This is a genomic window from Mesorhizobium sp. M6A.T.Cr.TU.014.01.1.1 (assembly GCF_004022765.1).
GTDB lineage: Bacteria > Pseudomonadota > Alphaproteobacteria > Rhizobiales > Rhizobiaceae > Mesorhizobium > Mesorhizobium mediterraneum.
In genome coordinates this window covers 398,027-423,263 of the sequence record NZ_RZPG01000002.1, presented here as the reverse complement: position 1 = coordinate 423,263, position 25,237 = coordinate 398,027, and the positions used below count along the sequence as shown (strand labels likewise).

Sequence of the window (25,237 nt, the reverse complement as noted above, 5' to 3'; positions counted from 1 at the left end):
GTCAGTGTGACGAACAATGGCCGCGTTCGCTGTCCCTGGACGCTCGTTCGATACCGGTCGCGACCAGCCATGGCAGAGTGTATCGCTTGCCGTTGAGGGTCTGGGTCCGGTTCTCGATCGAGCCGAAAACCACGACCTTGCCGGCGTAGAGCTTGTCCGAGAGATCGAGCGCCTTGTCCTCCCGCGGCAATTCATCGATGTCGATCGACACGCCCTTGATGATCTTACCCGTGGCAAGATCGAGCGCGCTGTTCGATGGAGAGGGCGCCATCACGCAGCGCAAGCCGTTGTCGCAATAGACATAACTGCTCTCCGCCACAGCGAGCGAGGGCAGGACGCAGATCGAAAAGATGGCAGCAAGCAGCGCCATGCGGCGAAGAACGAGCATGGGTCCAGCGTCGTGGAGAAATAGGGCGAAACGGCGGTGACGCTACGCGTCGGCCGGAAACCGCCGCCGGTAGTGCTCGACCACTTCGGGATTGCGCAGGTTGACCGGCAATTTGTTGGCCAGCACCAGCAAGGTTTCATCAGCCGACCCGACGCCCATGCGCATCATCGACTGCTCGGTGATCCCTGCCATATGCGGGGTGACGATGACATTGTCGAAGCCGAAATAGGGATGATTGGAAGGCAGCGGCTGCGTCGCGAAGACGTCGAGCGCGGCACCGCCGATACGGCCCTTGTGCAGCGCTTCGATCAGCGCGTCGTCGTCGATCACCGGCCCGCGCGAAATATTGATCAGCAGCGCATGTGGCTTCATGCGGGCGATGCGCTCGCGGTTGATCAGGCCGCGCGTCTCCGGTGTCAGCGGGCAGCACAGAACGATGATGTCGCTCTGCTCGACCAGCGCGTCGATCGACAGAAAGCCGACCCTGTCCAGCGCCGGCCCCATGCTGCGCGTCGTCGCCACCACGTTCAGGTCGAAACCATGCGCCGCGATATGGCCGACTGCCTGTCCGATGGCGCCGAAGCCGACAATGCCGATCGTCTTGCCGGCGAGCTCGCTGGCGAGAGTGGTGTGGTCGCGGCCGGCCAGCCAGCCCTTCGCCCGCAAGTCGCGGTCCACCATGCGGAAACGCCGAAGCAGCGCCAGGGCCGCGAACATCACGTATTCGGCGACCGACCGCGCATTGACTGCCGGCACGTTGGCGACCAGCACGCCGGCTGCAGTGGCCGCTTCCATGGGGACCACGTCGAGCCCAGCACCATGGCGGATTGCGGCCCGGAGCTTCGTCGTGCCCTCGAAAAGCGCTGATGGCAGCGGAGCGCGAACGATGATGATATCGGCGTCCCTCGCCTCAGTCGCCAGCGTGTGCGCATCGAGGGCGGAGGCGACAACGAGTTCACCGGCACCGGTCAGCATGGCGGAGGCGCGCGGGTGCAGCGTGTGCGTCGACAGGATTCTAGGCATATCAGACCTGTTCGAGCGCTGGGCTTTGAGCTTCTTCGCGGCCTTCGATCAGGCCTTTCCAATAGCTCTCCGCGCCTTGCAAATGGGCGCTCATCAGCGCCTGGGCGAGGTTGCCGTCGCGGCGCAGCAGCGCCTCATAGATCTGGATGTGCTCCGCATGCGAGCGCACGCTGCGTTCGGGATCGTTGAAATAGATCGGCAGGCGTTGCTCGCCCATCATGTAGTAGACGCTGCATATGTTGTGAAAAACGCTGTTCTTGGTTGCTCGCACGATCTCAAGGTGAAACTCGCGGTCCTCCTTGGCGAGGCCTTCGCCCGCAGCAATGCGATCCTCCGAAGCCTTCAGGATTTCGCGCAGCCGCTCGAAATTTTCCTCGGTGGCACGCGAGCAGGCAAGCTCAGCGGCCTTGATTTCGTGGATCTTGCGCAACTCGACCGTCTCGTAGATCATAATCGGGTCGAGCGGCAGGCCGGCCCGCGCAAACAGTGCCATCGCCTCAACGCTGGGCTGCTTGGTGTCGATATAGATGCCGGATTTGGCCCGGCGCTCGACGATGCGCATGGCTTCGAGGATGGCCAGCGCCTCGCGGATCTGGCCACGGCTGACGGCGAAATGCTCCGCCAGTTCACGCTCAGACGGCGTTCGGCCCGTCGCCTTGTCGGAATGGGAGAACAGATAGGCGGCGAGTTCCGCGAGGAGGTTCTTTTCTTTCATGATCAGCCGCGTAGCGCGTGCGCCTCCAGGAACCGTTCCGAAAGGGTGAATCCCAGTCCGGGCTTCTCGGGGATCGCTATCATACCGTCCTTTGCTTCGACAGTCTCTTCGATAAGATCGTGGATCATCGGGTTGGCGCCGAGCGAATATTCGACGGTAAAGCTAGCCGGCGAGGCAGCGCAGACATGCAGCCCGGCAAAGAAGCAAGGGGCGCCGGCCCACAGATGCGGCGCGAAGCGCAAATTGAAGGCGCTGGCGATGGTGCCGATCTTCATCGCCTCGCTGATGCCGCCGCAGAAGGCGGGATCCGGCTGGAAAATATCGGCCGCTTTGAGCATGGCGAGGTCGCGGAACGCGTAGCGCGTCGCTTCGCTTTCGCCGGTGGCGATCGGGATGGAGCCGGACGCCCGCACTTCGGCCATCCCAGGCTTATCGTCGGCGATGACCGGCTCTTCGAACCAGGCCAGATCGAGATCGCCGGCAAGATGGATGAAGCGCTTGGCCTCCGCCACAGTGTAGGTGCCATGCGCATCGACCATCAGGTCGACTTCGGGGCCGAGCGCCTGTCTGGCGGCGCGGACGCGGGCGGCGGAATTGTGCGGGGTGCCGTCCATCGCGCCGATCCGCATCTTCAGCGCCTTGAAGCCACCCTTGGCGATATAGGATTTCAACTGGTCGCCGATCGCCTCGGTGGACGCCCAGCCACCGGAAGCATAAGCCGGCATGCGTTCGAGCTTGCGGCCGCCGAGCAGCCGCCAGACCGGCACCCCCAGCGACTTGCCCAGAATATCCCACAATGCGATGTCGACGGCACTGATCGCCGCGACACTGATGCCGCGCCGCGCCAGTTGCGGCATGGCGTGGCCGTTTTGCGCGGCGCTGTCGTGGCGCACGCCATTGTAGAGCATCTCCCAGATCACCCCGATGTCAGCCGGATCGCAGCCAATCAGCTGCGGGCCGACCTCGTGGTTCAGCATGTGGACGAGGGCGCCATAGCTGCCGGTGCTGCCGGCGGCATTCTTGCCTTCACCCCAGCCGACCAGCCCATCGTCGGTCTCGATGCGCAGGATGGCGGCGTCGAACGTCGTCACCTGACCGAAGTCGCTGCGGTGCTGCTTCGCGGCTTCGATCGGTACGCGGACCCACCAGGCTTGGACCGTCTTGATGCGCATGTTCATCCTCTGCCTTGCCGCCGTTAGGGGCCGCCGTCAGGGCGGAAAGGCTCATTTCCAGACGATCGATTACTTGATCAGCGGCAGCAGCGTTTCAGCGTTGATGCGCATCTGGTCGGTGTAGAATTTCTCCGTGAGCACACTGGAACCGTGGTCTTGGATGAACTTGAGCTGCTCCGGCGAGATATCGACGGGATTGCGTTCGACCATGTCGGGATAGGGAGCGGCCGGCGTGCGGTCGACAGGGGCGACGAATTCGTTGGTCAGAGCGCCGTCGTAACCGACTTCCTTCAGCGTGCCGACGATCTTCGGCCAGTCGATCTGTCCAAGACCGGCGGCGAAGCGGTTGTTGTCGGCGACGTGGAAGTCGAACAGGCGCTTGCCGACCTGCCGGATGGCGTCATAGACGTTAAATTCTTCCATGTGGATGTGGTAAGCGTCGAGGCAGACACCGCATTCGGGGCTGACCGCATCGGCCAGCGCCAGCGCCTGAGCGCCACGGTTAAATAGATAGGTCTCGAAGCGGTTGAGCGGCTCGACCGCGATCTTGACGCCGACCTTCTTGGCATGGGTGAAGCACTCCCTGGTGGCGTCGACCACCCATTTCCATTCTTCTTCTTCGGTGCCGTCCGGCACCACCTTGCCGACGGTCGCGGGAACGAGCGTGATGATCTCGCCATTGAGCTCGCTGACCATGGTCAGCACGTCCTTGACGTACTGCACGGAGCGCTCGCGCTGGCCCTGGTCCTTGGCGGCGAGGTTGCGCTCGCCCAGCATCAACGTCACCGCCCCCCAGCAGCGGATGCCGTGCTCCTTCAGGAGCGCACGCGTCTCGTTGGTCTTGTATTGCTCGGGCTCGCCGGAAATCTCGATCGACTCATAGCCGAATTTCTTGATGCGCTTGAGCGTCGTCTCCAATGGCTCCGCCCGCATCCAGTTGTGCGTCGAAAGATGCATGGTCTGTCCTTCCCAGAATTCGCCTGTAACAGCTCGCCTGCAACGCACCCATCGGAGCGCGCAGCACGATTCCTCCCCAAGGCGCTCCAGCGTTCTTCGTAAACTGGTTCGACCAATTGGGCCTGAAGCGAGGTCTACAGCAATTTGATCTGAACGGCAAGAAGCGCAGGATTACCGCTCTGATTGCCTGGCTTACCTCGTTGATTCCATTGCAATATGTCGCGCAACTCGGTATAGTTGCAGGCTTCGGATGGCAAGCAAGGTGGCTTGACGAGATTTCGACATTTGGTAATACCAGAATAGCGGTGCGTAACGCACTGTGCGAAAAGACCAAAGAGGCTGGCCCTGCTTTCAATCGGCGCTATGCTTGGTCGTGGAAAAATTAGGGAGGATGCCGATGCCGTCGACGATGAAGGGGCCTGGGCTGTTTCTGGCGCAGTTCGCGGGCGATGCCGCGCCGTTCAACTCGCTGCCGTCGATCACCAGATGGGCGGCCGGCCTGGGCTACAAGGGCGTGCAGATCCCGACCTGGGACAGCCGGCTGTTCGACCTCGAGAAAGCGGCGTCTTCCCAGGCGTATTGCGACGAGGTGAAGGGCATCTGCACCGAGGCCGGCGTCGAGATCACCGAGCTGTCGACGCACCTGCAGGGGCAGTTGGTGGCGGTGCATCCGGCCTATGACGCGCAGTTCGACGGTTTCGCGCCGCCAGCGGTGCACAACAATCCTAAAGCCAGGCAGCAATGGGCGGTCGAACAGATGAAATTCGGTGCCCGGGCCTCGAAGAATCTTGGGCTCAAGGCGTCGGTGTCGTTTTGCGGAGCGTTGGCCTTTCCCTACCTTTATCCGTGGCCGCAACGGCCGGCGGGATTGATCGAGGAAGCATTTTCCGAACTCGGCAAACGCTGGAAGCCGATCCTCGATGTCTATGAGGACAATGGCGTCGACCTTGGCTACGAGATCCATCCGGGCGAAGACGTGTTCGACGGCGCGACGTTCGAGATGTTCCTCGACGCGGTGGGCGGCCACAAGCGCTGCAACATCAATTACGACCCGTCGCATTTCCTGCTGCAGCAGCTCGACTACCTCGAATTCATCGACATCTATCACGAGCGGATCAAGGCGTTCCACGTCAAGGATGCCGAGTTCAATCCGACCGGCCGGCAAGGCGTCTACTCCGGCTATCAGAGCTGGACAAACCGGGCCGGGCGTTTCCGCTCGCTCGGCGACGGGCAGGTGGATTTCGGCGGCATCTTCTCCAAGCTTGCTCAATATGACTATGATTCATGGGCGGTGCTGGAATGGGAGTGCTGCCTGAAGCATCCGGAGGACGGCGCGGCCGAAGGCGCGCCCTTCATCGAGCACCACATCATCCGGGTGACGGAAAAGGCCTTCGACGATTTCGCCGGCGGCGCGACCGACAAAAAGGTGCTGCGCGCCATGATGGGAATCTAGCACGGCTGTCCCTCCCCCTCGAGGGGAGGGTCGATCCGCGTAGCGGATCGGGGTGGGGTCGCTGGGCGTAGAGCTCGGCATGAACCGACCCCTCCCGGCCCTTCGGGCCACCCTCCCCTCAAGGGGGAGGGGTATCTCAGACGACGAGGGAGAAAATCATGGTCGGCGCATCGAAGTCGGAAACGGGAGGCGGCCCGATCCGCTACGGCATGGTCGGCGGCGGGCAAGGCGCCTTCATCGGTGCCGTGCACCGGATCGCGGCGCGCATGGACAATGAGTTCGTGCTGGTGGCAGGTGCCTTATCGTCGGATCCGGCACGTGCGAAAGCGTCCGCCGCGGAACTCGGGCTCGATCCCACGCGCAGCTACGGCTCTTTCGCTGAGATGGCCAAGGCCGAGGCCAAGCGACCGGACGGCATCGAAGCGGTAGCCATCGTCACACCCAACAATGTGCACGTGCCGGCGGCGAAGGCATTTCTCGAAGCCGGCATTCACGTCATTTGCGACAAGCCGCTGGCGACGACGTTGGCGGAAGCGAAGAAGCTGGCGGCACTGGTTGAAAAGACCGGCAAGGTCTTTGTGCTCACCCACAACTACACCGCCTATCCGATGATACGGCAGGCGCGCGAGATGGTGGCCAAGGGGCAGCTCGGCGACATCCGGATCGTGCAGTCGGAATATCCGCAAGACTGGCTGACCGAAGATCTCGCCGCCACCGGCCAGAAGCAGGCGTCCTGGCGCTCCGACCCCAAGCAGGCCGGCGCTGGCGGTGCGCTGGGCGACATCGGCACGCATGCCTACAATCTCGCGCGCTTCGTCTGCGGGCTGGAGCTTGATTCGCTATCGGCAGATCTCGATGCCTTCGTGCCGGGGCGGCAGCTCGACGACAATGTCAACGTGATGCTGCGCTTCAAGCCGGTCGGCAAGTCGCACCCGGCCAAGGGCATGATCTGGGCGAGCCAGGTGGCGCCCGGCCACGAGAACGGGCTGAAGCTGCGCATCTATGGGTCGAAGGGCGGGCTTGAATGGGTGCAGGCCGATCCGAACTATCTCTGGTACACGCCGTTCGGCCAGCCGAAGCAGTTGATCACCCGAAATGGCGCCGGCGCGCTGCCCGTCGCCGGGCGCGTCAGCCGGGTTCCGTCAGGCCATCCGGAAGGCTATCTCGAAGGCTTCGCCAACATCTACCAGGAGGCCGCCCGCGCCATCCGAGCGGCGCGCCGCAAAGGCGGCAAGCCGGCTAAGGATGTCGTCTTCCCGACCATACAGGATGGCGTCGAAGGCATGGCCTTCATCGAGGCCTGCGTGAAGTCGTCGAAGAAGAATGGAGCCTGGACGAAGCTTTAATCGCTGCGCCCGGTTAACGGGAAGCCCCCTCACCCGGATTGCCAGCCGAATTGCAAGGGCAATTCGGGGCAATCCGACCTCTCCCCGAGGGGAGAGGAGATCGCCGGCGCTGGCGTCTGCCTCTTCTCCCCAGCGGGGAGAAGGTGGCCGCGAAGCGGCCGGATGAGGGGGCTTGTGGCGAAGTCGGCGGAGGAGCCAGCCGGCTGTCAAAGGGGAGGGAGCGTCGATGAAAATCGGCATGTGCATGTTTTTGTGGACGACGGCCGTATCGAAGAAACACGAGTCATTGCTCAGAGATATCAAGGCGACCGGCTTTGATGGTGTCGAGATTCCGGTCTTTTCCGGCACGCCCGACGACTACACAAAACTTGGCGCGCTGCTCGACCGCATCGGACTGGAGCGCACCGCGGTTTCGGCAATGGGCGATCCGGCGATGAATCTGATCTCGGCCGATGGCGGAACGCGCAAGGCCGGCATCGATTATATGAGATGGGCGATCGACTGCTCCGCTGCGCTCGGCGCCAGCACGCTGAGCGGCCCGCTGCATTCGACACTCGGCGCCTTTTCCGGCAGTGGGCCGACGGCGGCGGAGAAGAAGCGCTCCGTTGCCTCGCAACGCGCCATCGGCGACCATGCCGGCAACAAGAACGTCACCATCGGGCTGGAAGCACTCAACCGCTTCGAATGCTATCTGCTCAACACGATGGACGACTTGTCGGAGCATGTCGACGCAATCGACCGGCCGCACATCAAGGCGATGTACGACACCTTCCACGCCAATATCGAGGAAGCCGACCCGATCGGCGCCTATACGCGCAACCGCAGGAATATCGTCCATATCCATATTTCGGAGAACGATCGCGGCGTGCCTGGGCGCGGCCACATTCCGTGGAAGGAGACGTTTTCGGCCATCCGCAAGAGCGGCTATGACGACTGGCTGACGATCGAGGCCTTCGGCCGCTCGCTCAGAGATTTGGCGGCGGCAACCAAGGTCTGGCGCGACTTTTCGGAAAGTCCGGAAGCCGTCTATCGCGACGGCTACAAGCACATCAAGAGCGGCTGGAAGAGGGCTGGTGCTTAGCACGCAGCTAAGCCTTCCTCTCAGGCGACCCGAGCTGCCGGCGGCAGGCCGGCGGGCGCTCGCTCGCGCCGCTCCTCGTTGCCGTTTCCGACCGATCCCATCAGTTTGCGGCGGAGAAAACTGGAAATGTTGTCGAAGATAAAGACGACAACCAGGATCAACAGAACCATATAGAAAACATTGGCCCAATTGGTGTTGGTGCGCATGGCCTCCCACAATTTCAGGCCGATGCCGCCGGCGCCGACAGCGCCTATGATCGTCGCTGACCGCGTGTTCGATTCCCAGAAATAGAGGGATTGGCTAAGGAATACCGGCAGAACCTGGGGCAGCACGCCATAGCGCTGCACCATTGCCGGCGTGGCGCCAACCGAGCGGATGCCCTCGCGCTGCTTGTCGTCGATGTTTTCCAGCGCCTCGGAATAGAGCTTGCCCAGGGTTCCGGTGTCGGTGAAGAAGATCGCCGACATGCCGGCCAGCGGCCCCGGACCGAAGCCACGCGTGAAGAACAGCGCCCAGATCAGCATGTCGACCGAGCGCAGGAAATCGAAGAAGCGTTTTGTTGCCTGGTTGGCAATCCGGCTCGGCGTGACGTTGCGCGCAGCCAGGAAGGCGAGCGGAAAGGCGACGATCGATGCCAGCACCGTGCCGACGAAAGCCATGACGACGGTCTGCAAAAGCTTCAGCCAGACGTCGCCGTGCTGCCACTCGGCGTTGTTGAGGATGTTGTCCCAGGCGAGCGCCGCGTTTGATCGCGACGGATCGATGCGTGCTCCGGAGATAATCAGTGAAGCGACCTCGCCGAACGGCTTTCCCCAGAATGGCGAGTTCGTGTCGAACACGAAATTGGCCCAGCCGAAGAAACGCCTCCAGGCAACGACTTCGTCGTTTTGGACTTCAGCGCGACCGAGAAATCCGAACGAGACATAGGCTGTCGAGCCTGGCCTGCGCTGCTCGATCCAGTCAGGCAGCGGTGTGCGCGGCGTCACAGAGCTGTCCTTGGCAATGTCGAAAATGACGCTTTCGGCGCCGCGCGTCACGGTGACAAGGTCTGGCGCGATGGCGATCTGACCATTGCCAAGAGTGACAGTCGCGGCCACGACGGCGTTTTCGCGCACCGTTTCAGGCACAGCCGGAGCGGATTGGCCTGACGGGACGGCTGGATTCTCGGCGGTCGGCGCGCCAGGCGCCATAAACGAATCCTGCGACGACTTGCCGGTCGCGCTCGCCGGTGCTGGCGCTGCGTCGACCCGCCGCTCGATCACCGCCATCTGCTTGGCCACCCAGTCGGGATTTGGATTGGATCCCAGCTTGGAAAAGCGGGAGTAGTCGATCGTCAGATGGTTGTCTTTGAATTCGATGTCAGGCCGGATTTCGTAAGACACCCAGTCGGCGAGATACGCGCCGGCAAGGTTCCAGTTCGCTTTTTCGAGAACGGTGACGATCGAGAAGAACCACGCGCAATAGAATGTGTAGAGGATGCAGAGAACGATACCGAGCGGGGTGGCGTAGCGCTTCCATAGGGATCGCCGGAACGCATTCGGATGGCGAGTGGCGATGTCGTTGATGGCGTCGGCGTTCATCGCATTACTCTCCGCGCCCGTATGCGAACGCTTGCCGGCCGACAAGACGATGTCTCAGCCACGCCGAAAACTGATCGACGGCGACAATCGTGCAGAACAGCAGGAAGACGATGGCGATGGTCTTGGCCTCATGGCCCCGGCTGATCGAAAGACGCAGGGATTCGCCGATGCCGCCGGCGCCGACGGCGCCGAGAATGGTCGAAGCGCGCACATTGATCTCGAAGCGGAGCAGGAAATAGCTCATGAAGTTGGGCAGAACCTGAGGCACGATGCCGAACCACACGCGTTCGACCCAGTTGGCGCCAACGGCTCGCAAACCTTCTTCAGGCTTCATGTCGGCATTCTCGACCACTTCGAAGAACATTTTTCCGAGTGCGCCGACGGTGTGGATGCTGACCGCGAGGATCGCCGGAATGGGTCCTAGCGAGAAGACCGCCAGAAAGAAGCCGGCGATGACGATTTCCGGAAAGGCGCGGACAATTTCAAGGAAGCGGCGCGTGGTGAAACGGAGCCAGCGGCTGGCCGTGATATTGCCCGCAGCCAGGAAGCAGAGCAGGAAACCGAATGTGGAGCCCACCAGCGTCGAAAACAGGGCAATGTTCAGCGTCTCGATCATCCGGTAGAAGTATTCCGGAACGTAGATGCTTTGGGTCAGGTAGACCCGGCCTTCGGGGTAGTCGAACTTGAGGCTGCCATCGTCGTAGGGGGACGGCAGGTCGAACAGCGCGCGCACCGGATCGAACCAGTCGCGCGGCTTCAATTCCGTGAAAAAGTCGGCGATATATGGAAGGCGGTCGAAGACCTTTCCGGCGTTGGTTTCGTTGGCGAACCAGAGCGAGCCAGAGAGCGCGAGAAACAGGAAAACCAGGCCTCCGATCGTGTAAAGGCGCCGGCGGGCGGCGAGGTCGCGCCAGTGCCGCTCGACAGTGGCTCCCTCCGGTGAAAGCGCAGGCGCACGGTAAACGTCGGTCGCACTCATTTATCGATCCCTGGCCCATGATGCGGCAACGCCGCCGGCGGCACATGGCCCCGGCGGCGTTGTGGCAGTTTACTTACGAGCCGATCTTCGCCTTACGGGCGTCGATGATTGCCTGATAGAATTCCGGGGTGACCGGCGAATAGCCCTTGAAGTCGCCGCCCTGTATCGCCGAGAAACAGGCTGGATCGGTTTCCGGAAGCTTGGTCAGGAAATCGGTGACCTTCTGTTTGGCGCCGGCATCGATCGACGCACGCAGCACCAGCGGGCCGTTCGGGATCATCGGCGACTGCCACAATTCGACAAGATCGTCCATCTTGAGGACGCCCTTGTCGACCATCTTGCGCAGATTGCCCGAGCTGTAGCCGTCCTTGAAGTCGCCGACGCCGGAAGCCCAGGTGGTGCCGGCATCGAAGGTGCCCTTCAGGACCTCGAGGACGAGCTGTTCATGGCCGCCACCAAAACCGGTCGACGCGAAGTAGCTCTTCACATCCATGCCGATGTCCTTGGGCAGTGAAGTGACCGGGATCAGGTAACCCGAAGTCGAATCGGGATCGGCGAAACCGAGTTTCTTGCCCTTCATGTCGGCGAGCGTCTTGATGCCGGAATCGGCACGGGCGACCATGACCGAATGATAGCCGGTCGAACCGTCGGTCTGGACCGTCGTCAGGATAGGCTCAACCGCGTCCTTGTTTTCGAGATAGATCTTGGCATAGGCGGAAGCGCCGAGCTCGGCATAGTCAAGCGTGCCGCCGAGCAGGCCCTGGATGACGCCGTCGTAGTCGGCGGCCGGGAACAGCGAGACTTTCTCGACGCCCAGCACTTCCTTGATGTGGTCGGCGAAGCACTGGTAGTTGCGCAGACGGTCGGCTTCGTTCTCGCCGCCCAGAATGCCGACGCGGAATTCCTTCAGGTCCTGTGCCTGAACCGCGCCCATCGCCATGGCGATGATGGAAACAGCACCGAAAAGCATCTTTCTAAACATGTCGCGTCTCTCCTGTTGGTTCCGGCATCGCGCCGGTAGCGTTCGAATTTTGACAGCGCCCTTGACGCGGGCTGGCGATCCAGGCGCTCTTTTGTTTGTCCGTGGTCTTTTCCGGATACCGGTATCCACTTGTCGGGATCATGGAACTAGTAGCCGGGAAATGCGGGCTCGAGCGGTCCGGCGGATGCGGCGATTTTTTGCTTGATGGTCACGCTGGTCGAGGTGATGGCCTCGGAGATCTCGCCGCCATTGCTGTCGGCGCCGTAGACCATGCGCACGGCTTCGCGGTTGAGGTCTTCGGGTGGGCCGTCGAACACGACCTTGCCGGCGGCCATGCCGATGATGCGGTTGCAATAGGTGCGCGCGGTATCCAGCGTGTGCAGATTGGTGACGACGGTGATGCCCTCGCGCAGATTGATGTCCTGCAGCGAATCCATAACCACCTTGGCGTTGAGCGGGTCGAGCGAGGCGATCGGCTCGTCAGCAAGGATCACCTTCGGCTGCTGCATCATGGCACGGGCAATCGCAACGCGCTGCTGCTGGCCGCCGGACAAGGTGCCGGCCGGCTGCAGCGCCGTGCGGGCAATGTCGAGACGCTCGAGCGCCGCGATCGCCTCGGCCCGTTCCTCGCGAGAAAAGACACCGAGCAGATTGACAACGGTCGAGCGGTGATTGAGCCGGCCGAGCAAGACGTTGGTCAGCACGTCGAGACGCGGCACCAGGTTGAACTGCTGGAAGATCATGGCGCAGTCGCGCTGCCAGCGCCTGAGCAGCGAGCCGCGCAGGCTGGAGACTTCGGCGCCGTCAAAGAAAATCGACCCTTGGCTGGGATCGATGAGGCGGTTGATCATGCGCAAAAGGGTCGACTTGCCGGCACCGGAACGGCCGATGATGCCGACCATCTGACCATGCGGGATCGAGATATCGACATTGCTGACGGCGGTGTTCTTGCCAAACCGGCGGGTGACGCCGCGGATTTCGAGCGTGGCTGAGGTTGTTGACATAGGCAAGTTCCAGTCCAGTCGCGTTTCGAAGGTCTGTTAACCTTCGCTAGCGCAGCCGCATGAACCTGCGGTGTCGGATTGATGTCAGTTTTGTTACTGCCCACAGGCAGAGACGTCGCGCCGTCAGCCCAGGACAAGAAGCTCCTCGAAATGCTTCATGTCCTTGAAGCTGCAAAATGCCGGAGGCCGCAGCTCGATCACCGGAGCCTGAAGGGCGAGCAGCGAGAGGTAGTCATCGAATAGCTGTTGCCATTGCGAGGCCCTTTCGTCGTCGAGGCGCCGGATCTGGTAGGCGAAAGTTATGTGGAAAGTATAGCTGTCGTGATCGGGATGCCGGTATCCGAACGGCACCGACAGGGCATCGCGCCACGCGCGCATGATGCGCTCGTCCTGGTCCGACACGCCGGTAACGGTAAGCCCGGTCGGCACGACATCGACAACCCTGACTTTGAACGCGCCATGGTCCCCGACGCCATTCAGGCGCTCCAGATAGAGCCGGGTCATGTCGTCGATGCTTGTGTCGAGGGGCACATCCTCAGGCCAGTAGGGAAGCCGGCGGCGATATTCGATGATGCCCTGGAACAGCGTCATATGCAGGCTGGAGATCGGCGTGAAGGCCAGCCTGTCGGCATCGGGCATAAGGCGCATCCGCTCACGCACTTCGATGACCGCCGTTTCGGAAGCTGAGCCGCTGACGAGATGGCAGACGACCGTGTTGCCGGGCTCGGTCAGGAAATTGCCTGACGTGTCGTAGCGCGTGCCGAGATGCACGGGAGGGTTCGGGTTCGAGCCGGCAAAGAATCCGGCGAGCGAAGGTTTGATGGGCATGGCGATCTCCAGGGAAAGACCGCCTTTGTCCGAGTCATGTGTCAGAGGTGTGAAACGGGCGTGGTCGCCCGCTTCGGTCAGCCGTATTTTTCCAGAAAGCCTTCTGCCGAAAGCGCGCGGAAATCGTCGAGCGCGGCGCGCAGGCGGGCATGGTCCCAGTCCCACCAGGCAAGTGCCTGATAGCGTTCCGCCGTGCGGCGGTCGAAGCGGTCGCGGATCGGTTTCGCCGGCACGCCGCCGACGATGGTGTAGGGCGCGACGTCCTTCGACACCACGGCGCCGGCGCCGACCGCCGCGCCATCGCCGACGGTGACGCCGGGCAGGATGGTCGAGCCGTGGCCAAGCCAAGTGTCGTGGCCGATGGTGACGCGCTTGGCGCGACGTTGGGCGAAGAATTCGCTCTCGTGCTCGGCGTCATCCCAATAGTCCGAAGCACGGTAGGTGAAATGATGCAGCGTCGGCCGCCATGTCGGGTGGTTGGTGGCGTTGATGCGCACATTGGCGGCAATGTTGGCAAATTTGCCGATCGTCGCGCACCAGACGCCGCAGTCCTGCATCATGTAGGAATAGTCGCCAATTGTGCTCTCGGAAACCCGGCAGCGGTCGGCGATCTCGGTCCAGCGGCCGAGCGTCGAGTTCTCGACTTCGGCCGTCTCGTGGACAAGCGGCGCTTCCGACAGTTTTCTGGTCATGCGGCGATTTTCCCGGGGGCAAAAGCGGTCACGTCGATGACGCGGTCGGCGACCGCCTCGCGCACGTCGTGGTCATGGAAGATGCCAAGCAGGGCGACGCCGGCCGCCTTCTTGGCCGCGATCAGCGCAATCACCACGTCGCGGTTCCTGGCATCGAGCGAAGCGGTCGGCTCGTCGAGCAGCAGGATCGGGTGCTCGGTGATGAAGCCGCGCGCGATGTTGACGCGCTGCTGCTCGCCGCCTGAAAAGGTCGCCGGCGGCAGCATCCAGAGTTTTTCGGGCAGGTTGAGCTGCGCCAGCAAGGCGCGCGCCTTATTGCGCGCGACCTCACGGTCCGCGCCGCGCTCGACCAGCGGTTCGGCGACGACATCGAGGGCGGAGACGCGCGGCACGGTGCGCAGGAATTGGCTGACATAGCCGATCGTGAGCCGGCGCACGGCAAGCACGGTGCGCGGGCTGGCCGTTGCGAGATCGATGAGCCCATCCTCGTGCTGGACGATGATCTGGCCTGCGTCGACGGCGTAGTTGCCGTAGAGCATCTTCAGGATCGAGCTCTTGCCGGCGCCAGAGGGGCCGCCGAGCACTGCACATTCACCGCTCCTGATCGAGAGCGAGACGCCGGCGACGACAGGCAGTTTGATGCCGTCGCGCAGATGCATGGTGAAGCTCTTGGCGACATCGGAGACGACGAGAGGGGTTGCCATCAGAAGGTGCTCCAAGCGTCGTTCGTTGGCGGGACAGCACCCCCCTCTGGCCTGCCGGCCATCTCCCCCTCAAGGGGGGAGATCGGCTGTCGTATTCGGTTTCGCCATTCTCCTGCGTTGCAGAAGGGGCGAGGCATGAAAGCTGCTAATCTCCCCCCTTGAGGGGGAGATGGCCGGCAGGCCAGAGGGGGGTGACTTGGCGCCATCGTCAAACCTGCAAAATCGAGGAAACCAGCAATTGCGTATAAGGCGCGCGCGGATCGTCGAGCACGCGGTCGGTGAGGCCGCTTTCGACGACGCGGCCATCCTTCATCACCATCATGCGTTGCGATAAAAGCCGCGCCACCGCGAGGTCGTGGGTGACGACGATGGCCGCGAGGCCAAGATCGGTGACCAGCCCGCGCAACAAATCGAGCAGGCGTGCCTGCACCGAGACGTCGAGGCCGCCGGTCGGCTCGTCCATGAACACCAGCCGCGGCCCGGTGACCAGGTTGCGGGCGATCTGCAGGCGCTGGCGCATGCCGCCGGAGAAGGCGCGCGGCTCGTCGTCGATGCGGTCTTCGTCAATCTCGACGCGCGACAGCCAGTCGACTGCGGTGGCGCGAATTTTTCCATAATGGCGGTCGCCCACCGCCATCAGCCGCTCGCCGACATTGGCGCCGGCGGACACCGTCATGCGCAGTCCGTCGGCGGGGTTCTGGTGGACGAAGCCCCAGTCGGTGCGCATCAGGAAGCGGCGCTCGGCCTCGCTCATCCGGTAGAGCTCGCGAAACTGGCCGTCGCGCATGCGGTAGCTGGCGGTGCCGGAGCTCGGCAACAATCTGGTCGAGAGGCAGTTCAGCAGCGTCGTTTTGCCGGAACCGGATTCGCCGACCACCGCCAGCACCTCGCCCGGCCACAGGTCGAAGGTGACGTTCTCGCATCCGACGCGCGAGCCATAGAATTTGGAGAGCGCTGAAACGCGCAGCAGCGGCTCGTCGGTCATTGCGCCGGCTCCGTTTTTTCCAGGGCAAGAGGGGTTTCAGGCGCAAGGTGGCCGCGATGGCCTTGTTCGCGCCGCTTCTCGCAATGGTCGGTGTCGGAACACACGAACATGTGGCCGCCATGGTCGTCGAGGATGACCTCGTCGAGATAGACGTTCTCGGCCGCGCACAGCGCGCAGGGCTGGTCGAAGGTCTGCACCTCGAACGGATGGTCCTCGAAGTCGAGACTGACCACCTCGGTGAAGGGCGGCACTGCATAGATACGCTTTTCGCGGCCGGCGCCGAACAATTGCAAAGCCGGCGAACGGTGCATCTTCGGATTGTCGAATTTCGGCGTCGGCGAGGGATCCATCACATAGCGGCCCTCGACCTTGACCGGATAGGCGTAGGTGGTGGCGATGCGGCCGTGCCTGGCAATGTCCTCGTAGAGCTTCACATGCATGAGGCCGTATTCCTCCAGCGCATGCATCTTGCGCGTTTCGGTCTCGCGCGGCTCGAGGAAGCGCAGCGGCTCGGGGATCGGCACCTGAAAGACCAGCACCTGGCCTGATGTCAGCGGATGTTCTGGGATGCGGTGGCGGGTCTGGATGATGGTCGCCTTCGCCGTCTCGGTGGTGACGGCGACATTGGCGACCTTCTTGAAGAAGGCACGGATCGAAACCGCATTGGTGGTGTCGTCGGCGCCCTGGTCGATGACTTTCAGCACATCGTCCGGGCCGATGATCGAAGCGGTGACCTGGACGCCGCCAGTGCCCCAGCCATAGGGCATCGGCATTTCGCGTGAGGCAAACGGCACCTGGTAGCCGGGAATGGCGATGCCCTTGAGGATCGCCCGGCGGATCATCCTTTTGGTCTGCTCGTCGAGATAGGCGAAGTTGTAGGTGGCGATGTCGGTCATGGCGATCACATCCGCACTGTGCTATCGAATCGGCGTCCAAGACGCGGAAACAGGGGCGAAATCGGATGACCCAAACCGGTTGGATGTATCTCGGAATTCTCCTGCTGGTGTTCGCCTGCGTGGTTGCCTTTATCCTTCGAAGAATGGTTTTTCCCGCAGCCAGGGTAGGCGCGCACAGCGATAGCATTGGCCCCAGCGGCGGCTACAGCGGAGGGCATGGCGACCATTCGCACGACAGCGGTGGCGGTGATGGCGGGTCGGGCGACTAGGCTCATTCCGCGGCCTCCTTCTTTTCTTCCAGCATGTCGGCATTTTCGCGGGCATCGTGCTCGGCGCGCATGCGGCGCACCAGGTCGAGCTCGGCCTGGAAATCGACATAGTGCGGCAGCTTCAGATGCTCGACGAAGCCGGTCGCCTGGACATTGTCGGAATGCGAGATGACGAACTCCTCGTCCTGGGCTGCGGCGACGACATCTTCGCCGAATTCCGAAGCACGTAACGCCCGGTCGCACAGCGCCATGGCCATCGCCTTGCGCTCGCTCTGGCCGAAGACGAGGCCGTAGCCGCGGGTGAATTGCGGCGGCGCCTTGGCTGAGCCCTTGAATTGGTTGACCATCTGGCACTCGGTGACACGCACGAAGCCGAGCGGTACGGCGAAGGGCAGCTCCGGCACGTCGAGTTCCAGCTCGACCTCGCCGATGCGAACCTCGCCGACGAAGGGATGGTTGCGGGCATAGCCGCGCTGGGTGGAGTAGCCGAGCGCCAACAAAAAACCCTCGTCGCCGCGTGACAGCGCCTGCAGGCGGATGTCGCGCGCCATCGGAAATTCTAGCGGCTCGCGGGTGATGTCGCCGGGGACATGGTCCTGCGGCATGTCGCCGTCGGGCTCGATCAGGCCTTCGCGGGCGAGGATCGCGGAAACGCGCGGCATGGCTTCAGCCTCGCTCTCGCGCTTCAGCGGCTCGGCGACGTCGCCGCCCGCGGCAAGCTCGGGATCGAGCAGCCGGTGGGTATAGTCGAAGGTCGGGCCGAGCAGCTGGCCGCCGGGCAGATCTTTGTAGGTCGCCGACACACGCCGCTCGACCAGCATCGCGCCGGTGTCAATCGCCCGTGTGTAGCCGAAGCGCGGCAGCGTCGTGCGATAGGCGCGAACGAGGAAGATCGCCTCGATCATGTCGCCGCGCGCCTGGACGATGGCGAGCGCCGCCAACTCCCTGTCGTAGAGCGAGCCTTCGCTCATCACCCGGTCGACACCGAGCGCCAGTTGCTCGACGATCTGGTCGAGGCGCAGCGCCGGCACGGAACGGTCGCCGCGCCGGCGGTCGGCGAGCAAGGAGTGGGCGTTGGCGATGGCCGCTTCGCCGCCTTTTACCGCGACATACATATCACGCCTCCATCGTCTTGATGCGCGTCGTGCGCGGCAGACAGGCAACGCCGTCCGGGGTGGCGAGGACGATGTCGACGCCACGCGGAAAGCGTTGGTTGTTCTGCTTCCACTGTTCGACGAAATGGCGCGGCATCTGCGCCGGCGCGATGCTTGCAGTCTTTTCGATGCCGGGACCTTCGAGCAACAGAGGGGCACCTGAAACGAGATCGCCGACTTGCAGGATCAGCGTCGTGGAGCGGTCGGGATAATCCTGGGTGCCTTGTGAGAAGCCGTCGAGCGCCATCATTTCGGCCGGCGTGGCGATCAGCGCGAAATGCGCATCGGCCGGCGTGTTGGCCAGGGGCGCGCCGGTGTGGAAGCCGAGCCAGGATTTCACCGCTGCCGGGGCCTGCAAAACGGGGTCGAGCCACAGCGGCGTGTCGTTGTCGCACAGCGCCAGCGCAATGGCGCCCGCGGTGGCTGACAGCGGCGCCGGCGGGCGGGCAAAGACCGGCAGAGGCTGCAGGGTGCCCGGCCGCGCCATCGCATCCATCACGGCGCGGAACACCGTCTGGGCGTTGAACACCGGATCGGCAAAGCCGCCTTCGATCGCTTGCGTTACGATGTCCATCAGTCTTCTCCGCGTACCATGGTGAAGAAATCGACCTTCGTTGCCGCCGTCTCGGCGCGACGCCGTTCACGTGCGCTGGCCAGTGCGGCCTGCAGCGGCGCAATGAGTTTGGTCTCGACCTCACGGCGCAGGGCAGGGTCCTGCCAGAGCGCGTCGGCGATCGCCGCCAGTTTTGCTTTCTGCCTGTCACGGCCCAGCGCGTAGCAGTGGCCGACCTGTCCGGAGGCGAGCCGGACGGTAGCGCGGGTGACCGTCGCCTCGCCAACGTTGAACGGCGCGCCGCCGCCGCCGATGCGGCCGCGCACGGTGACCAAGCCGGTTTCGGGGCCGCGCAGGAGTTCCGCCTCAGAAGGCAGGCCGGCCTCGTTCCACAGACGGACGATATCGTCGCCGGTCGATTGCGCCAGCGTTGCCATAACGGCCTTGCGCTGAGCCTGATCGCGCGCTTCCTGTCCTCGCATGGTTAACATTCCCTTGCATCGAAAATTTGTCTATTGATATAGACAACTATACAAATTATACCTATTATCTAATGCGTGTCTATGACGGGTGCATGACACGGGCGAAAAAGATCGGGGCAAGACATGATCGGGCAGCCCGGCAGCATAGAGCGGCGCAGCGGCGTCTCGCTGTGGCGGCAGATCGCCGACCAGATCCTGCATTCGATCGCCGTCGGCGACTTTGCCGAGAATACCGCGCTGCCGCCGGAAGTCGCACTGGCCGAGCGCTATGGTGTCAACCGCCATACGGTGCGCAGCGCCATCGCAGCACTGGTGCAGGATGGCGTGCTCAGGGCCGAGCAGGGGCGCGGCACTTTCGTGCTTTCGCGCAAGCGGCTGTCCTATCCGATCGGCGCCCGCACCCGTTTTTCGGAGGGCTTGCAGGGGCAGGCGTCCGAGCGCCGCAGCGTGCTGCTCGAATCGGCGGTCGAGCCGGCCAGCCGGCGCGTCGCCGAAGGGCTGGGGCTTGCCAAGGGTTCGAATGTGATACGCCTTGAGACACGCGGCGAAGCCGATGGACAGCCGGTCTCGCGTGCCACCGGCTGGTTCGAGGCGGGACGCTTCGCCGGCATCGATGCTGCCATGGCTGAAACAGGATCGATCACCGCCTCGCTCCAGCGTTTCGGCATCAGTGACTATCTCAGGCAATCGACGGTGCTGTCGGCGCGCCATGCGGATGCCGCCGACCTTGCCGATCTCGATCTGCAGCCCGGCGCCATCGTGCTGGTCACGGTCGCCGTCAACGTCACGCCGGACGGCCAGCCGATCCAGTTCGCCGAAACGCGGTTTCCGGCTGAGCGCGTCGAGTTCAAACTGTCGGCGCTGTAGGTAGTGCCGGCCTTATACGAGACCGTGATTTATCTGACCCACGCCGATATCATACCAGCTCGGTCGCGCTTACATGTCAGCGGCTTGGCGTTTGAGGACCGCCTTCCCCCACTCCGTCTCGGCTTCGCCGAGCCACCTCTCCCCCCTCCGGAGGGAGAGGAAGGGAGCCCGCTGACGGCGAGAGAAGTAGGGAGTCTGGTTGAGGAGCGTTGGCTGCAATAGGCTCGCACCCTTCCTCTACCCCGTCGATCGGGGGAGAGGTGGCTCGGCGAAGCCGAGACGGAGTGGGGGTCGACCTGCGCGGGGCGTTGTCATTCGGGCCGGGTTCACCGCCTGCCGTGTTATGACCCGACCTCGATTACCGCCTTGATCAGGCCGGATTTCTCATGCGCCCAGCGGGCGAGGTCGCGCGGCGTCTCGCCAAGCGTCGTGCGATGGGTGACGAGCTTTGCCAGCGGCACAGCACCATCGCGGATCGAGGCGGCGACATGGTCGAAGTCGGCGCGCAGCGCGTTGCGGCTGCCGATCAACGTCATCTCGCGCTTGTGGAATTCGGGATCGGAAAAGACGATGTCGTCCTTGACGACGCTGACCAGGACCAGCGTCCCGCCATGGGCGACATGGGCGAAGGCCGACTGAACGGACTGGGTGTTGCCGGTGGCGTCGAAAACCACGTCAAAACCTTCGCCGCCGGTCGCCTCCCGCACCAGATCGGTCGCAGACGCCTGCGAACCGTCGAGGGTCGCGAAGCCGAGTTCGTTTGCGGCGAAACCCAGCCTCTCCGCGCTCATGTCGAGCAGCGTCACGTCGAGACCGGCGATGCGGGCAAACAGCGCCGTGCCGAGGCCGATCGGCCCAGCTCCGATGACCAGCGTGCGCGCGCCTGGCTGCGCCAGCGAGCGCCGCACGGCATGCGCCCCGATCGCCAGGAATTCGACGGCGGCGGCATCGGCCAGCGACAGGCCGTTTGCCGGATAGAGATTTTGCGCCGGCACCAGGATCCGTTCGCACATGGCGCCGTCGCGGTGGACGCCGAGCACCTCGATCTTCACACAGCAATTTGGCTTGCCTTGCCGGCAGGCGATGCATTTGCCGCAAGCGAGATAGGGGTTGATGATCACTGGTTCGCCGACGGACAGATCGACGCCTTCGCCGGCCTGGATCACAGTGCCAGAAACCTCGTGGCCCATGATGCGGGGATAGGCGAGGAACGGATGCTTGCCCTCGAAGATGTGATAGTCGGTGCCGCAGATGCCGACATGACTGACCGCGACCAGCGCCCAGCCAGGGGGCGGAGTGCCTGGCGCCGGGCGGTCTTCCAGAACAAGCTCACCGGGCGAGCGGCAGACGACGGCTTTCATGCTTTGATCCAGTCGGTTCATGGCACCGCCGGCCCCGGTTGCGCCGGGCCGGCGGTTGTTAAGATAGTCTACTTGCCGCGGCGGCGCAGGCCGTCGAAATAGACGATGACGATGATCAGCACGCCGGTAATGATGCGCTGCCAGAAGGCATTGACGTTCAAGAGATTGGCGCCGTTGTTGATGGTGGCGAGGATGAAGGCGCCGAGCAGCGGCCCGTGCACCGAGCCGACGGCGCCGAACAGCGAGGTGCCGCCGATCACCGACGAGGCGATCGCCTGCAACTCCCAGCCCTCGGCCTGCGTCGGATTGCCGATGCCGATGCGCGACGCGAGCAGCACGCCGACGAAAGCCGCACACAGGCCCGACAGCGTATAGGCCATGTAGATGGTGCGCTGGACATTGACGCCGGACAGACGCGAGGCCTCGGCGTTGGAGCCGACCGAGAACAGATACCGGCCCCAGCGGCTGTGATGCAGGAAGATGTAGGCGGGGATGCCGACCAGGATCACCATCCAGAACAGATTGGGGACGCCGAGAAACGAGCTGCGCGAAAACAACTGGAAGGCGTCGTTGTTGATCGAGATCGAGTTGCCGTTGGTCATCAAAAGGCCAATGCCACGCAGCGAGGTCAGTGTCGCCAGCGTGATGATGAAGGGCGGCAGGCCCATCCTGACGATGCCGAAGCCGTGGAACATGCCGATGGCGACACCGACCAGCAAGGTGACCAGGATGGCGAGGAAGACCGGCACCCCGGCGTTGATCAGCATCGCCACGATGACGGTGGCGAAGCCGACCACGGCGCCGACGGAAAGGTCGATGCCTCCGGTGATGATGACGAAGGTCTGGCCGACCGCCAGGATGGCTATCATCGAGCCCTGCCGCAGCAGGTTCGAGATATTGTTGGCGGAGGCGAAGCTCGGCGTCGCCACCGACAGGATGATCCACAAAAGAACCAGCAGCGCCAGCAGCGTCAGCCCGAACAGCGCGTTGTAGTTGCGTTTCGGCCTTTCGGCCGGGATCGCCTCGGTGCTCATATCTGTCCTCCCGGTTTTTCTTGTTTCTCGGCGAGCGCCTGATTGAGAATGTCCTCATGATTGGCGGTGCGGAAACCATGCGTGGCCACCAGCTTGCCGCGCCGGAATACATGCAGCGTGTCGGCCAGTTCATAGACCTCGGGCAGATAGGACGAGATCAGGATGATGCCGGCGCCCTTGGACAACAGTTCGCCGAACAGACGGTAGATCTCCGCCTTGGTGCCGACATCGACGCCAACTGTCGGCTCGTCGAAGATGAACAGCTTGGCGCCGTGCGCCAGCCATCTGCCGATGACGATCTTCTGCTGGTTGCCGCCGGACAGGCTGGAGGCGAGCGCGTTGCGCGTCGGCGTCTTGATCCTGAGATTGGCGATCTGGCGATCCGCCTCGGTCTTCTCCTGTGCGCTGGAGATCAGCAGATTGCTGGAGATGCGCTTGTAGATCGGCAGATTGAGATTGAGGCCGACCGGCAGGTTGAGGCAGAGGCCCTGGTCACGGCGGCTTTCCGGCGCCAGCGCCATGCCGAGCCTGATAGCGTCATGCTCGGAGTTGACCTGAACCTCCTTGCCCTCCCAGAGGATCTGGCCGGCCAACTTGCGATGACGGCCGTAGAGCGTGGTGACGAACTCGCTGCGCCCGGCACCGATCAGGCCGTAGAGCCCGACGATTTCGCCGGCCCGGACCGTCATCGAGACATTTTCGAAGCCCTTGCCGGAGAGATTTCTGGCTTCGAGGAGCGTCGCGCCCGGGGTAAAATGCTCCTTGTGGTAGACTTGCTCGATCGAGCGGTTGATCATCATCTTGACCAGCTCGGCGTCGTTGGTCTCGGCGATGTTCCTGGTGCCGACAAGCGTGCCGTCGCGCAGCACCGAGACGCGGTCGGCGAGCTCGAACACCTCTTCCATGCGGTGGCTGATGTAGATGATGGTGACGCCTTCGCCCTTTAGCCGGCGGATCAGCGTGAACAGCTGATCGGCTTCCTTCCGGGTGAGATAGGCAGTCGGTTCGTCGAAGATCAGGAACTTGGTGCCGCGCACGGTGGCGCGGGCGGCGGCGATCAGCTGCTGCTGGCCTATGGTCAGGTCACCCAGCACGACATGCGCCGGCAGATCGAAGCCGAGATCGTCGATGATGTTCTGCGCTTCCCTGACCATGGCCCGCTGCTGCAGGATGCCGAAGCGGGAATCCTCCTCGCCAAGGAACATGTTGGCCGCGACAGTGAGATGGCGGCACAGAACGACCTCCTGATGCACGGCATTGATGCCGAGCGCCATCGCCTCATGCGGCGTCGCCAGCGCTGCCGGCTTGCCCTCCCAGATGACGTCGCCGGAGGTGCGCGGCATGACACCGGTCAGCAGCTTGATCAGGGTGGATTTGCCGGCACCGTTCTCGCCGACAATGGCGTGGATTTCGCTGGCCTTGAAGGCGAGGTTAACCGGCTTCAGCGCGTGCGTGCCAGGATATCGCTTTTCCAGTCCCTTGAGTTCGAGGATCGTCCTGCCCGGCTCCAGCGTTAGGGCCGGATGCAGTTCCTGCGCCGTCGACGTCATGACAATCCTCCCAGATTGGCCTCACGATTGGCACTTGGTTGGAGTGTTTCCGGGGCAGAAAGGCCCCGGAAACAATGCACCTACGCCGATGCTCAGTCGAGTTTCGGATTGAGCAGCGCGTCGATCTTCGGATCCTTCATATTGGCCTTGGTGACCAGGTTGGCGCCGGTGTCGACATTGGCCTCGACCTTCTCGCCCTTCGAGGCGGCGAGCGCCGTCTTGATACCGTCATAGCCCATCCGGTACGGATCCTGGACGACGAGAGCCGAAATGACGCCGTCGTTGAGGAACTTGATCAGCTTCTCGTCGCTGTCGAAGCCGACGAGCCCGACCTTGCCGGCCAGGCTGTTCTCGGCGATCGCCTGACCGACGCCCTGCGCCATGATCAGGTTGGAGGCGAAAATGCCCTTGAGGTTCGGATTGGCGGTGATCAGGTCGGTCGCGATGTTGAGGCCGGTCGTGGCCTGGCCGTCGGCATATTTGTCGGCGACGAGCTTGAGGCCCGGATATTTGGCGGCAAGCTGCTCCTTGAAGCCCTGGGCGCGCTGTTCGAGCGACCCGGCACCCGGAAGCGCGGTGATCAGGGCGACGTCGCCCTCGACTTTGCCGCCATTGGCCTCGCCGATGGCTGCCGCTAGGCCGTCGGCGGCGACGCGGCCGCCCTGGATATTGTCGGTGGTCAGGAACGAGGTGAAGGCCTTGGAGTCGGCGCCGGAGTCGATGCCGATGATCTTGACCTTGGTGGCTGCCTCATCGATCGGCTTGCCGAGCGCCTTGGCTTCGGTCGGTGCGATGACGACGGCAGCTGGGTCGCCGGCGACGGCGTTTTCAAGGATCGAGATCTGGCCGTTGACATCGGTCTCCGCCTGGGCGCCGAGTTCCGGCACGTTGACGCCGAGGTCCTTGCCGGCCTTCCGGGCGCCGGCCAGGACGATCTGCCAGTAGAAAGAGGTGGTGTCCTTGACGATGATCGGAATGGTCACGTCCGCCGCCGAAGCCGGCGGCGAATGCATCACGCCGGCAAGCATCGAGGCGGCAGCGAGCGCAACGAATGCGCGGCGGTTGAGAATGCTGGTCACGAATTTCATTAGGTTTCCTCCCTAAGTCGCCCGGTGAACGTTGCGGAAGCTCGGTTTGGATAGGCGCTGCCCGAACGGAACTTTATCAATAAAAAACATTTAC

General features: G+C 63.2%; 26 protein-coding genes. 5 read left to right on the top strand and 21 right to left on the bottom strand.

Annotated features, from left to right (window positions below; translation table 11 throughout):
- Position 1: 1 nt before the first annotated feature.
- The 5 genes from EN885_RS04555 to EN885_RS04535 all read right to left on the bottom strand — a co-directional run bounded on the left by EN885_RS04555 (position 2) and on the right by EN885_RS04535 (position 4,255).
- Entirely contained in the window at positions 2-388 is a 387-nt protein-coding gene (locus EN885_RS04555; RefSeq protein WP_164897780.1) for a hypothetical protein, read from the bottom strand.
- A 42-nt stretch (positions 389-430) separates the two neighbouring features.
- The gene (locus tag EN885_RS04550) at positions 431-1,411 is read right to left on the bottom strand and encodes a hydroxyacid dehydrogenase (protein WP_128243643.1); all 981 of its coding nucleotides are present in this window, start codon (positions 1,409-1,411) and stop codon (positions 431-433) included.
- A gap of 1 nt (position 1,412) precedes the next feature.
- Positions 1,413-2,126, bottom strand: a complete 714-nt coding sequence (locus EN885_RS04545) for a FadR/GntR family transcriptional regulator (RefSeq protein WP_095488252.1) — start codon at positions 2,124-2,126, stop codon at positions 1,413-1,415.
- A 2-nt stretch (positions 2,127-2,128) separates the two neighbouring features.
- Positions 2,129-3,298, bottom strand: a complete 1,170-nt coding sequence (locus tag EN885_RS04540; RefSeq protein ID WP_128243642.1) for a mandelate racemase/muconate lactonizing enzyme family protein — start codon at positions 3,296-3,298, stop codon at positions 2,129-2,131.
- Between the two features lie 69 nt (positions 3,299-3,367).
- Positions 3,368-4,255 (bottom strand): sugar phosphate isomerase/epimerase, encoded by an 888-nt coding sequence (locus EN885_RS04535; protein WP_128243641.1) that lies wholly within the window; start codon positions 4,253-4,255, stop codon positions 3,368-3,370.
- A 397-nt stretch (positions 4,256-4,652) separates the two neighbouring features.
- Between EN885_RS04535 and EN885_RS04525 the strand changes: the two genes are divergently transcribed.
- The 3 genes from EN885_RS04525 (at position 4,653) to EN885_RS04515 (ending at position 8,135) form a co-directional block, all read left to right on the top strand.
- Complete coding sequence (locus EN885_RS04525; protein ID WP_128243640.1) at positions 4,653-5,708, top strand: sugar phosphate isomerase/epimerase; 1,056 nt, start codon at positions 4,653-4,655, stop codon at positions 5,706-5,708.
- A 158-nt stretch (positions 5,709-5,866) separates the two neighbouring features.
- The gene (locus EN885_RS04520) at positions 5,867-7,054 is read left to right on the top strand and encodes a Gfo/Idh/MocA family oxidoreductase (protein ID WP_126104829.1); all 1,188 of its coding nucleotides are present in this window, start codon (positions 5,867-5,869) and stop codon (positions 7,052-7,054) included.
- A gap of 226 nt (positions 7,055-7,280) precedes the next feature.
- Complete coding sequence (locus EN885_RS04515) at positions 7,281-8,135, top strand: sugar phosphate isomerase/epimerase (RefSeq protein WP_126104830.1); 855 nt, start codon at positions 7,281-7,283, stop codon at positions 8,133-8,135.
- 20 nt (positions 8,136-8,155) lie between these two features.
- Here EN885_RS04515 and phnE (EN885_RS04510) read toward each other — a convergent pair whose 3' ends face one another.
- From phnE (EN885_RS04510) to EN885_RS04465, 9 genes are all read right to left on the bottom strand, one after another.
- On the bottom strand, positions 8,156-9,715 hold the full coding sequence (gene phnE / locus EN885_RS04510; RefSeq protein ID WP_128243639.1) for a phosphonate ABC transporter, permease protein PhnE: 1,560 nt from the start codon (positions 9,713-9,715) through the stop codon (positions 8,156-8,158).
- A gap of 4 nt (positions 9,716-9,719) precedes the next feature.
- Positions 9,720-10,694, bottom strand: coding sequence for a phosphonate ABC transporter, permease protein PhnE (gene phnE, locus EN885_RS04505; RefSeq protein WP_128243638.1), 975 nt, complete (start codon positions 10,692-10,694; stop codon positions 9,720-9,722).
- A gap of 73 nt (positions 10,695-10,767) precedes the next feature.
- A complete protein-coding gene (gene phnD, locus EN885_RS04500) occupies positions 10,768-11,676 on the bottom strand; it encodes a phosphonate ABC transporter substrate-binding protein (RefSeq protein ID WP_126104833.1) in 909 nt (302 codons plus the stop codon).
- A gap of 146 nt (positions 11,677-11,822) precedes the next feature.
- On the bottom strand, positions 11,823-12,680 hold the full coding sequence (phnC, locus tag EN885_RS04495; protein WP_128243637.1) for a phosphonate ABC transporter ATP-binding protein: 858 nt from the start codon (positions 12,678-12,680) through the stop codon (positions 11,823-11,825).
- 123 nt (positions 12,681-12,803) lie between these two features.
- Positions 12,804-13,508, bottom strand: a complete 705-nt coding sequence (locus EN885_RS04490; protein ID WP_206616804.1) for a DUF1868 domain-containing protein — start codon at positions 13,506-13,508, stop codon at positions 12,804-12,806.
- A 77-nt stretch (positions 13,509-13,585) separates the two neighbouring features.
- Positions 13,586-14,200, bottom strand: coding sequence for a DapH/DapD/GlmU-related protein (locus EN885_RS04485; RefSeq protein ID WP_128243636.1), 615 nt, complete (start codon positions 14,198-14,200; stop codon positions 13,586-13,588).
- Complete coding sequence (gene phnL, locus EN885_RS04480) at positions 14,197-14,904, bottom strand: phosphonate C-P lyase system protein PhnL (RefSeq protein WP_128243635.1); 708 nt, start codon at positions 14,902-14,904, stop codon at positions 14,197-14,199. The genes EN885_RS04485 and phnL overlap by 4 nt, the downstream gene beginning before the upstream one ends.
- Positions 14,905-15,112: 208 nt before the next feature.
- The gene (gene phnK, locus EN885_RS04470) at positions 15,113-15,889 is read right to left on the bottom strand and encodes a phosphonate C-P lyase system protein PhnK (RefSeq protein ID WP_065009749.1); all 777 of its coding nucleotides are present in this window, start codon (positions 15,887-15,889) and stop codon (positions 15,113-15,115) included.
- Positions 15,886-16,785 (bottom strand): alpha-D-ribose 1-methylphosphonate 5-phosphate C-P-lyase PhnJ, encoded by a 900-nt coding sequence (locus EN885_RS04465; RefSeq protein WP_128243633.1) that lies wholly within the window; start codon positions 16,783-16,785, stop codon positions 15,886-15,888. Before EN885_RS04465 ends, phnK begins: the two co-directional genes overlap by 4 nt.
- A gap of 65 nt (positions 16,786-16,850) precedes the next feature.
- Between EN885_RS04465 and EN885_RS04460 the strand changes: the two genes are divergently transcribed.
- Positions 16,851-17,054: a hypothetical protein gene (locus tag EN885_RS04460; protein ID WP_128243632.1), complete on the top strand. Its 204-nt coding sequence runs from the start codon at positions 16,851-16,853 to the stop codon at positions 17,052-17,054.
- A gap of 2 nt (positions 17,055-17,056) precedes the next feature.
- Here the strand turns inward: EN885_RS04460 and EN885_RS04455 are convergent, their stop codons facing one another.
- From EN885_RS04455 to phnG, 3 genes are read right to left on the bottom strand one after another with little or no spacing between them, the layout of a single operon-like run.
- Complete coding sequence (locus EN885_RS04455; protein WP_128243631.1) at positions 17,057-18,169, bottom strand: carbon-phosphorus lyase complex subunit PhnI; 1,113 nt, start codon at positions 18,167-18,169, stop codon at positions 17,057-17,059.
- A gap of 1 nt (position 18,170) precedes the next feature.
- Positions 18,171-18,782: a phosphonate C-P lyase system protein PhnH gene (gene phnH, locus EN885_RS04450; protein ID WP_126104841.1), complete on the bottom strand. Its 612-nt coding sequence runs from the start codon at positions 18,780-18,782 to the stop codon at positions 18,171-18,173.
- Positions 18,782-19,243 (bottom strand): phosphonate C-P lyase system protein PhnG, encoded by a 462-nt coding sequence (gene phnG / locus EN885_RS04445; protein WP_095488284.1) that lies wholly within the window; start codon positions 19,241-19,243, stop codon positions 18,782-18,784. Before phnG ends, phnH begins: the two co-directional genes overlap by 1 nt.
- 123 nt (positions 19,244-19,366) lie before the next feature.
- Between phnG and phnF the strand changes: the two genes are divergently transcribed.
- Positions 19,367-20,110 carry a phosphonate metabolism transcriptional regulator PhnF gene (phnF, locus tag EN885_RS04440; protein WP_128243630.1) on the top strand — a complete coding sequence of 248 codons (744 nt, stop codon included), beginning with the start codon at positions 19,367-19,369 and terminating at the stop codon, positions 20,108-20,110.
- A gap of 341 nt (positions 20,111-20,451) precedes the next feature.
- Here phnF and EN885_RS04435 read toward each other — a convergent pair whose 3' ends face one another.
- The 4 genes from EN885_RS04435 to EN885_RS04420 all read right to left on the bottom strand — a co-directional run bounded on the left by EN885_RS04435 (position 20,452) and on the right by EN885_RS04420 (position 25,143).
- The gene (locus EN885_RS04435) at positions 20,452-21,471 is read right to left on the bottom strand and encodes a zinc-binding alcohol dehydrogenase family protein (RefSeq protein WP_128243629.1); all 1,020 of its coding nucleotides are present in this window, start codon (positions 21,469-21,471) and stop codon (positions 20,452-20,454) included.
- 68 nt (positions 21,472-21,539) lie between these two features.
- Positions 21,540-22,505, bottom strand: a complete 966-nt coding sequence (locus EN885_RS04430; RefSeq protein ID WP_095488290.1) for an ABC transporter permease — start codon at positions 22,503-22,505, stop codon at positions 21,540-21,542.
- Positions 22,502-24,055: a sugar ABC transporter ATP-binding protein gene (locus EN885_RS04425; RefSeq protein ID WP_128243628.1), complete on the bottom strand. Its 1,554-nt coding sequence runs from the start codon at positions 24,053-24,055 to the stop codon at positions 22,502-22,504. The genes EN885_RS04430 and EN885_RS04425 overlap by 4 nt, the downstream gene beginning before the upstream one ends.
- A 92-nt stretch (positions 24,056-24,147) precedes the next feature.
- Positions 24,148-25,143: an ABC transporter substrate-binding protein gene (locus EN885_RS04420; protein ID WP_128243627.1), complete on the bottom strand. Its 996-nt coding sequence runs from the start codon at positions 25,141-25,143 to the stop codon at positions 24,148-24,150.
- Positions 25,144-25,237 lie beyond the last annotated feature (94 nt).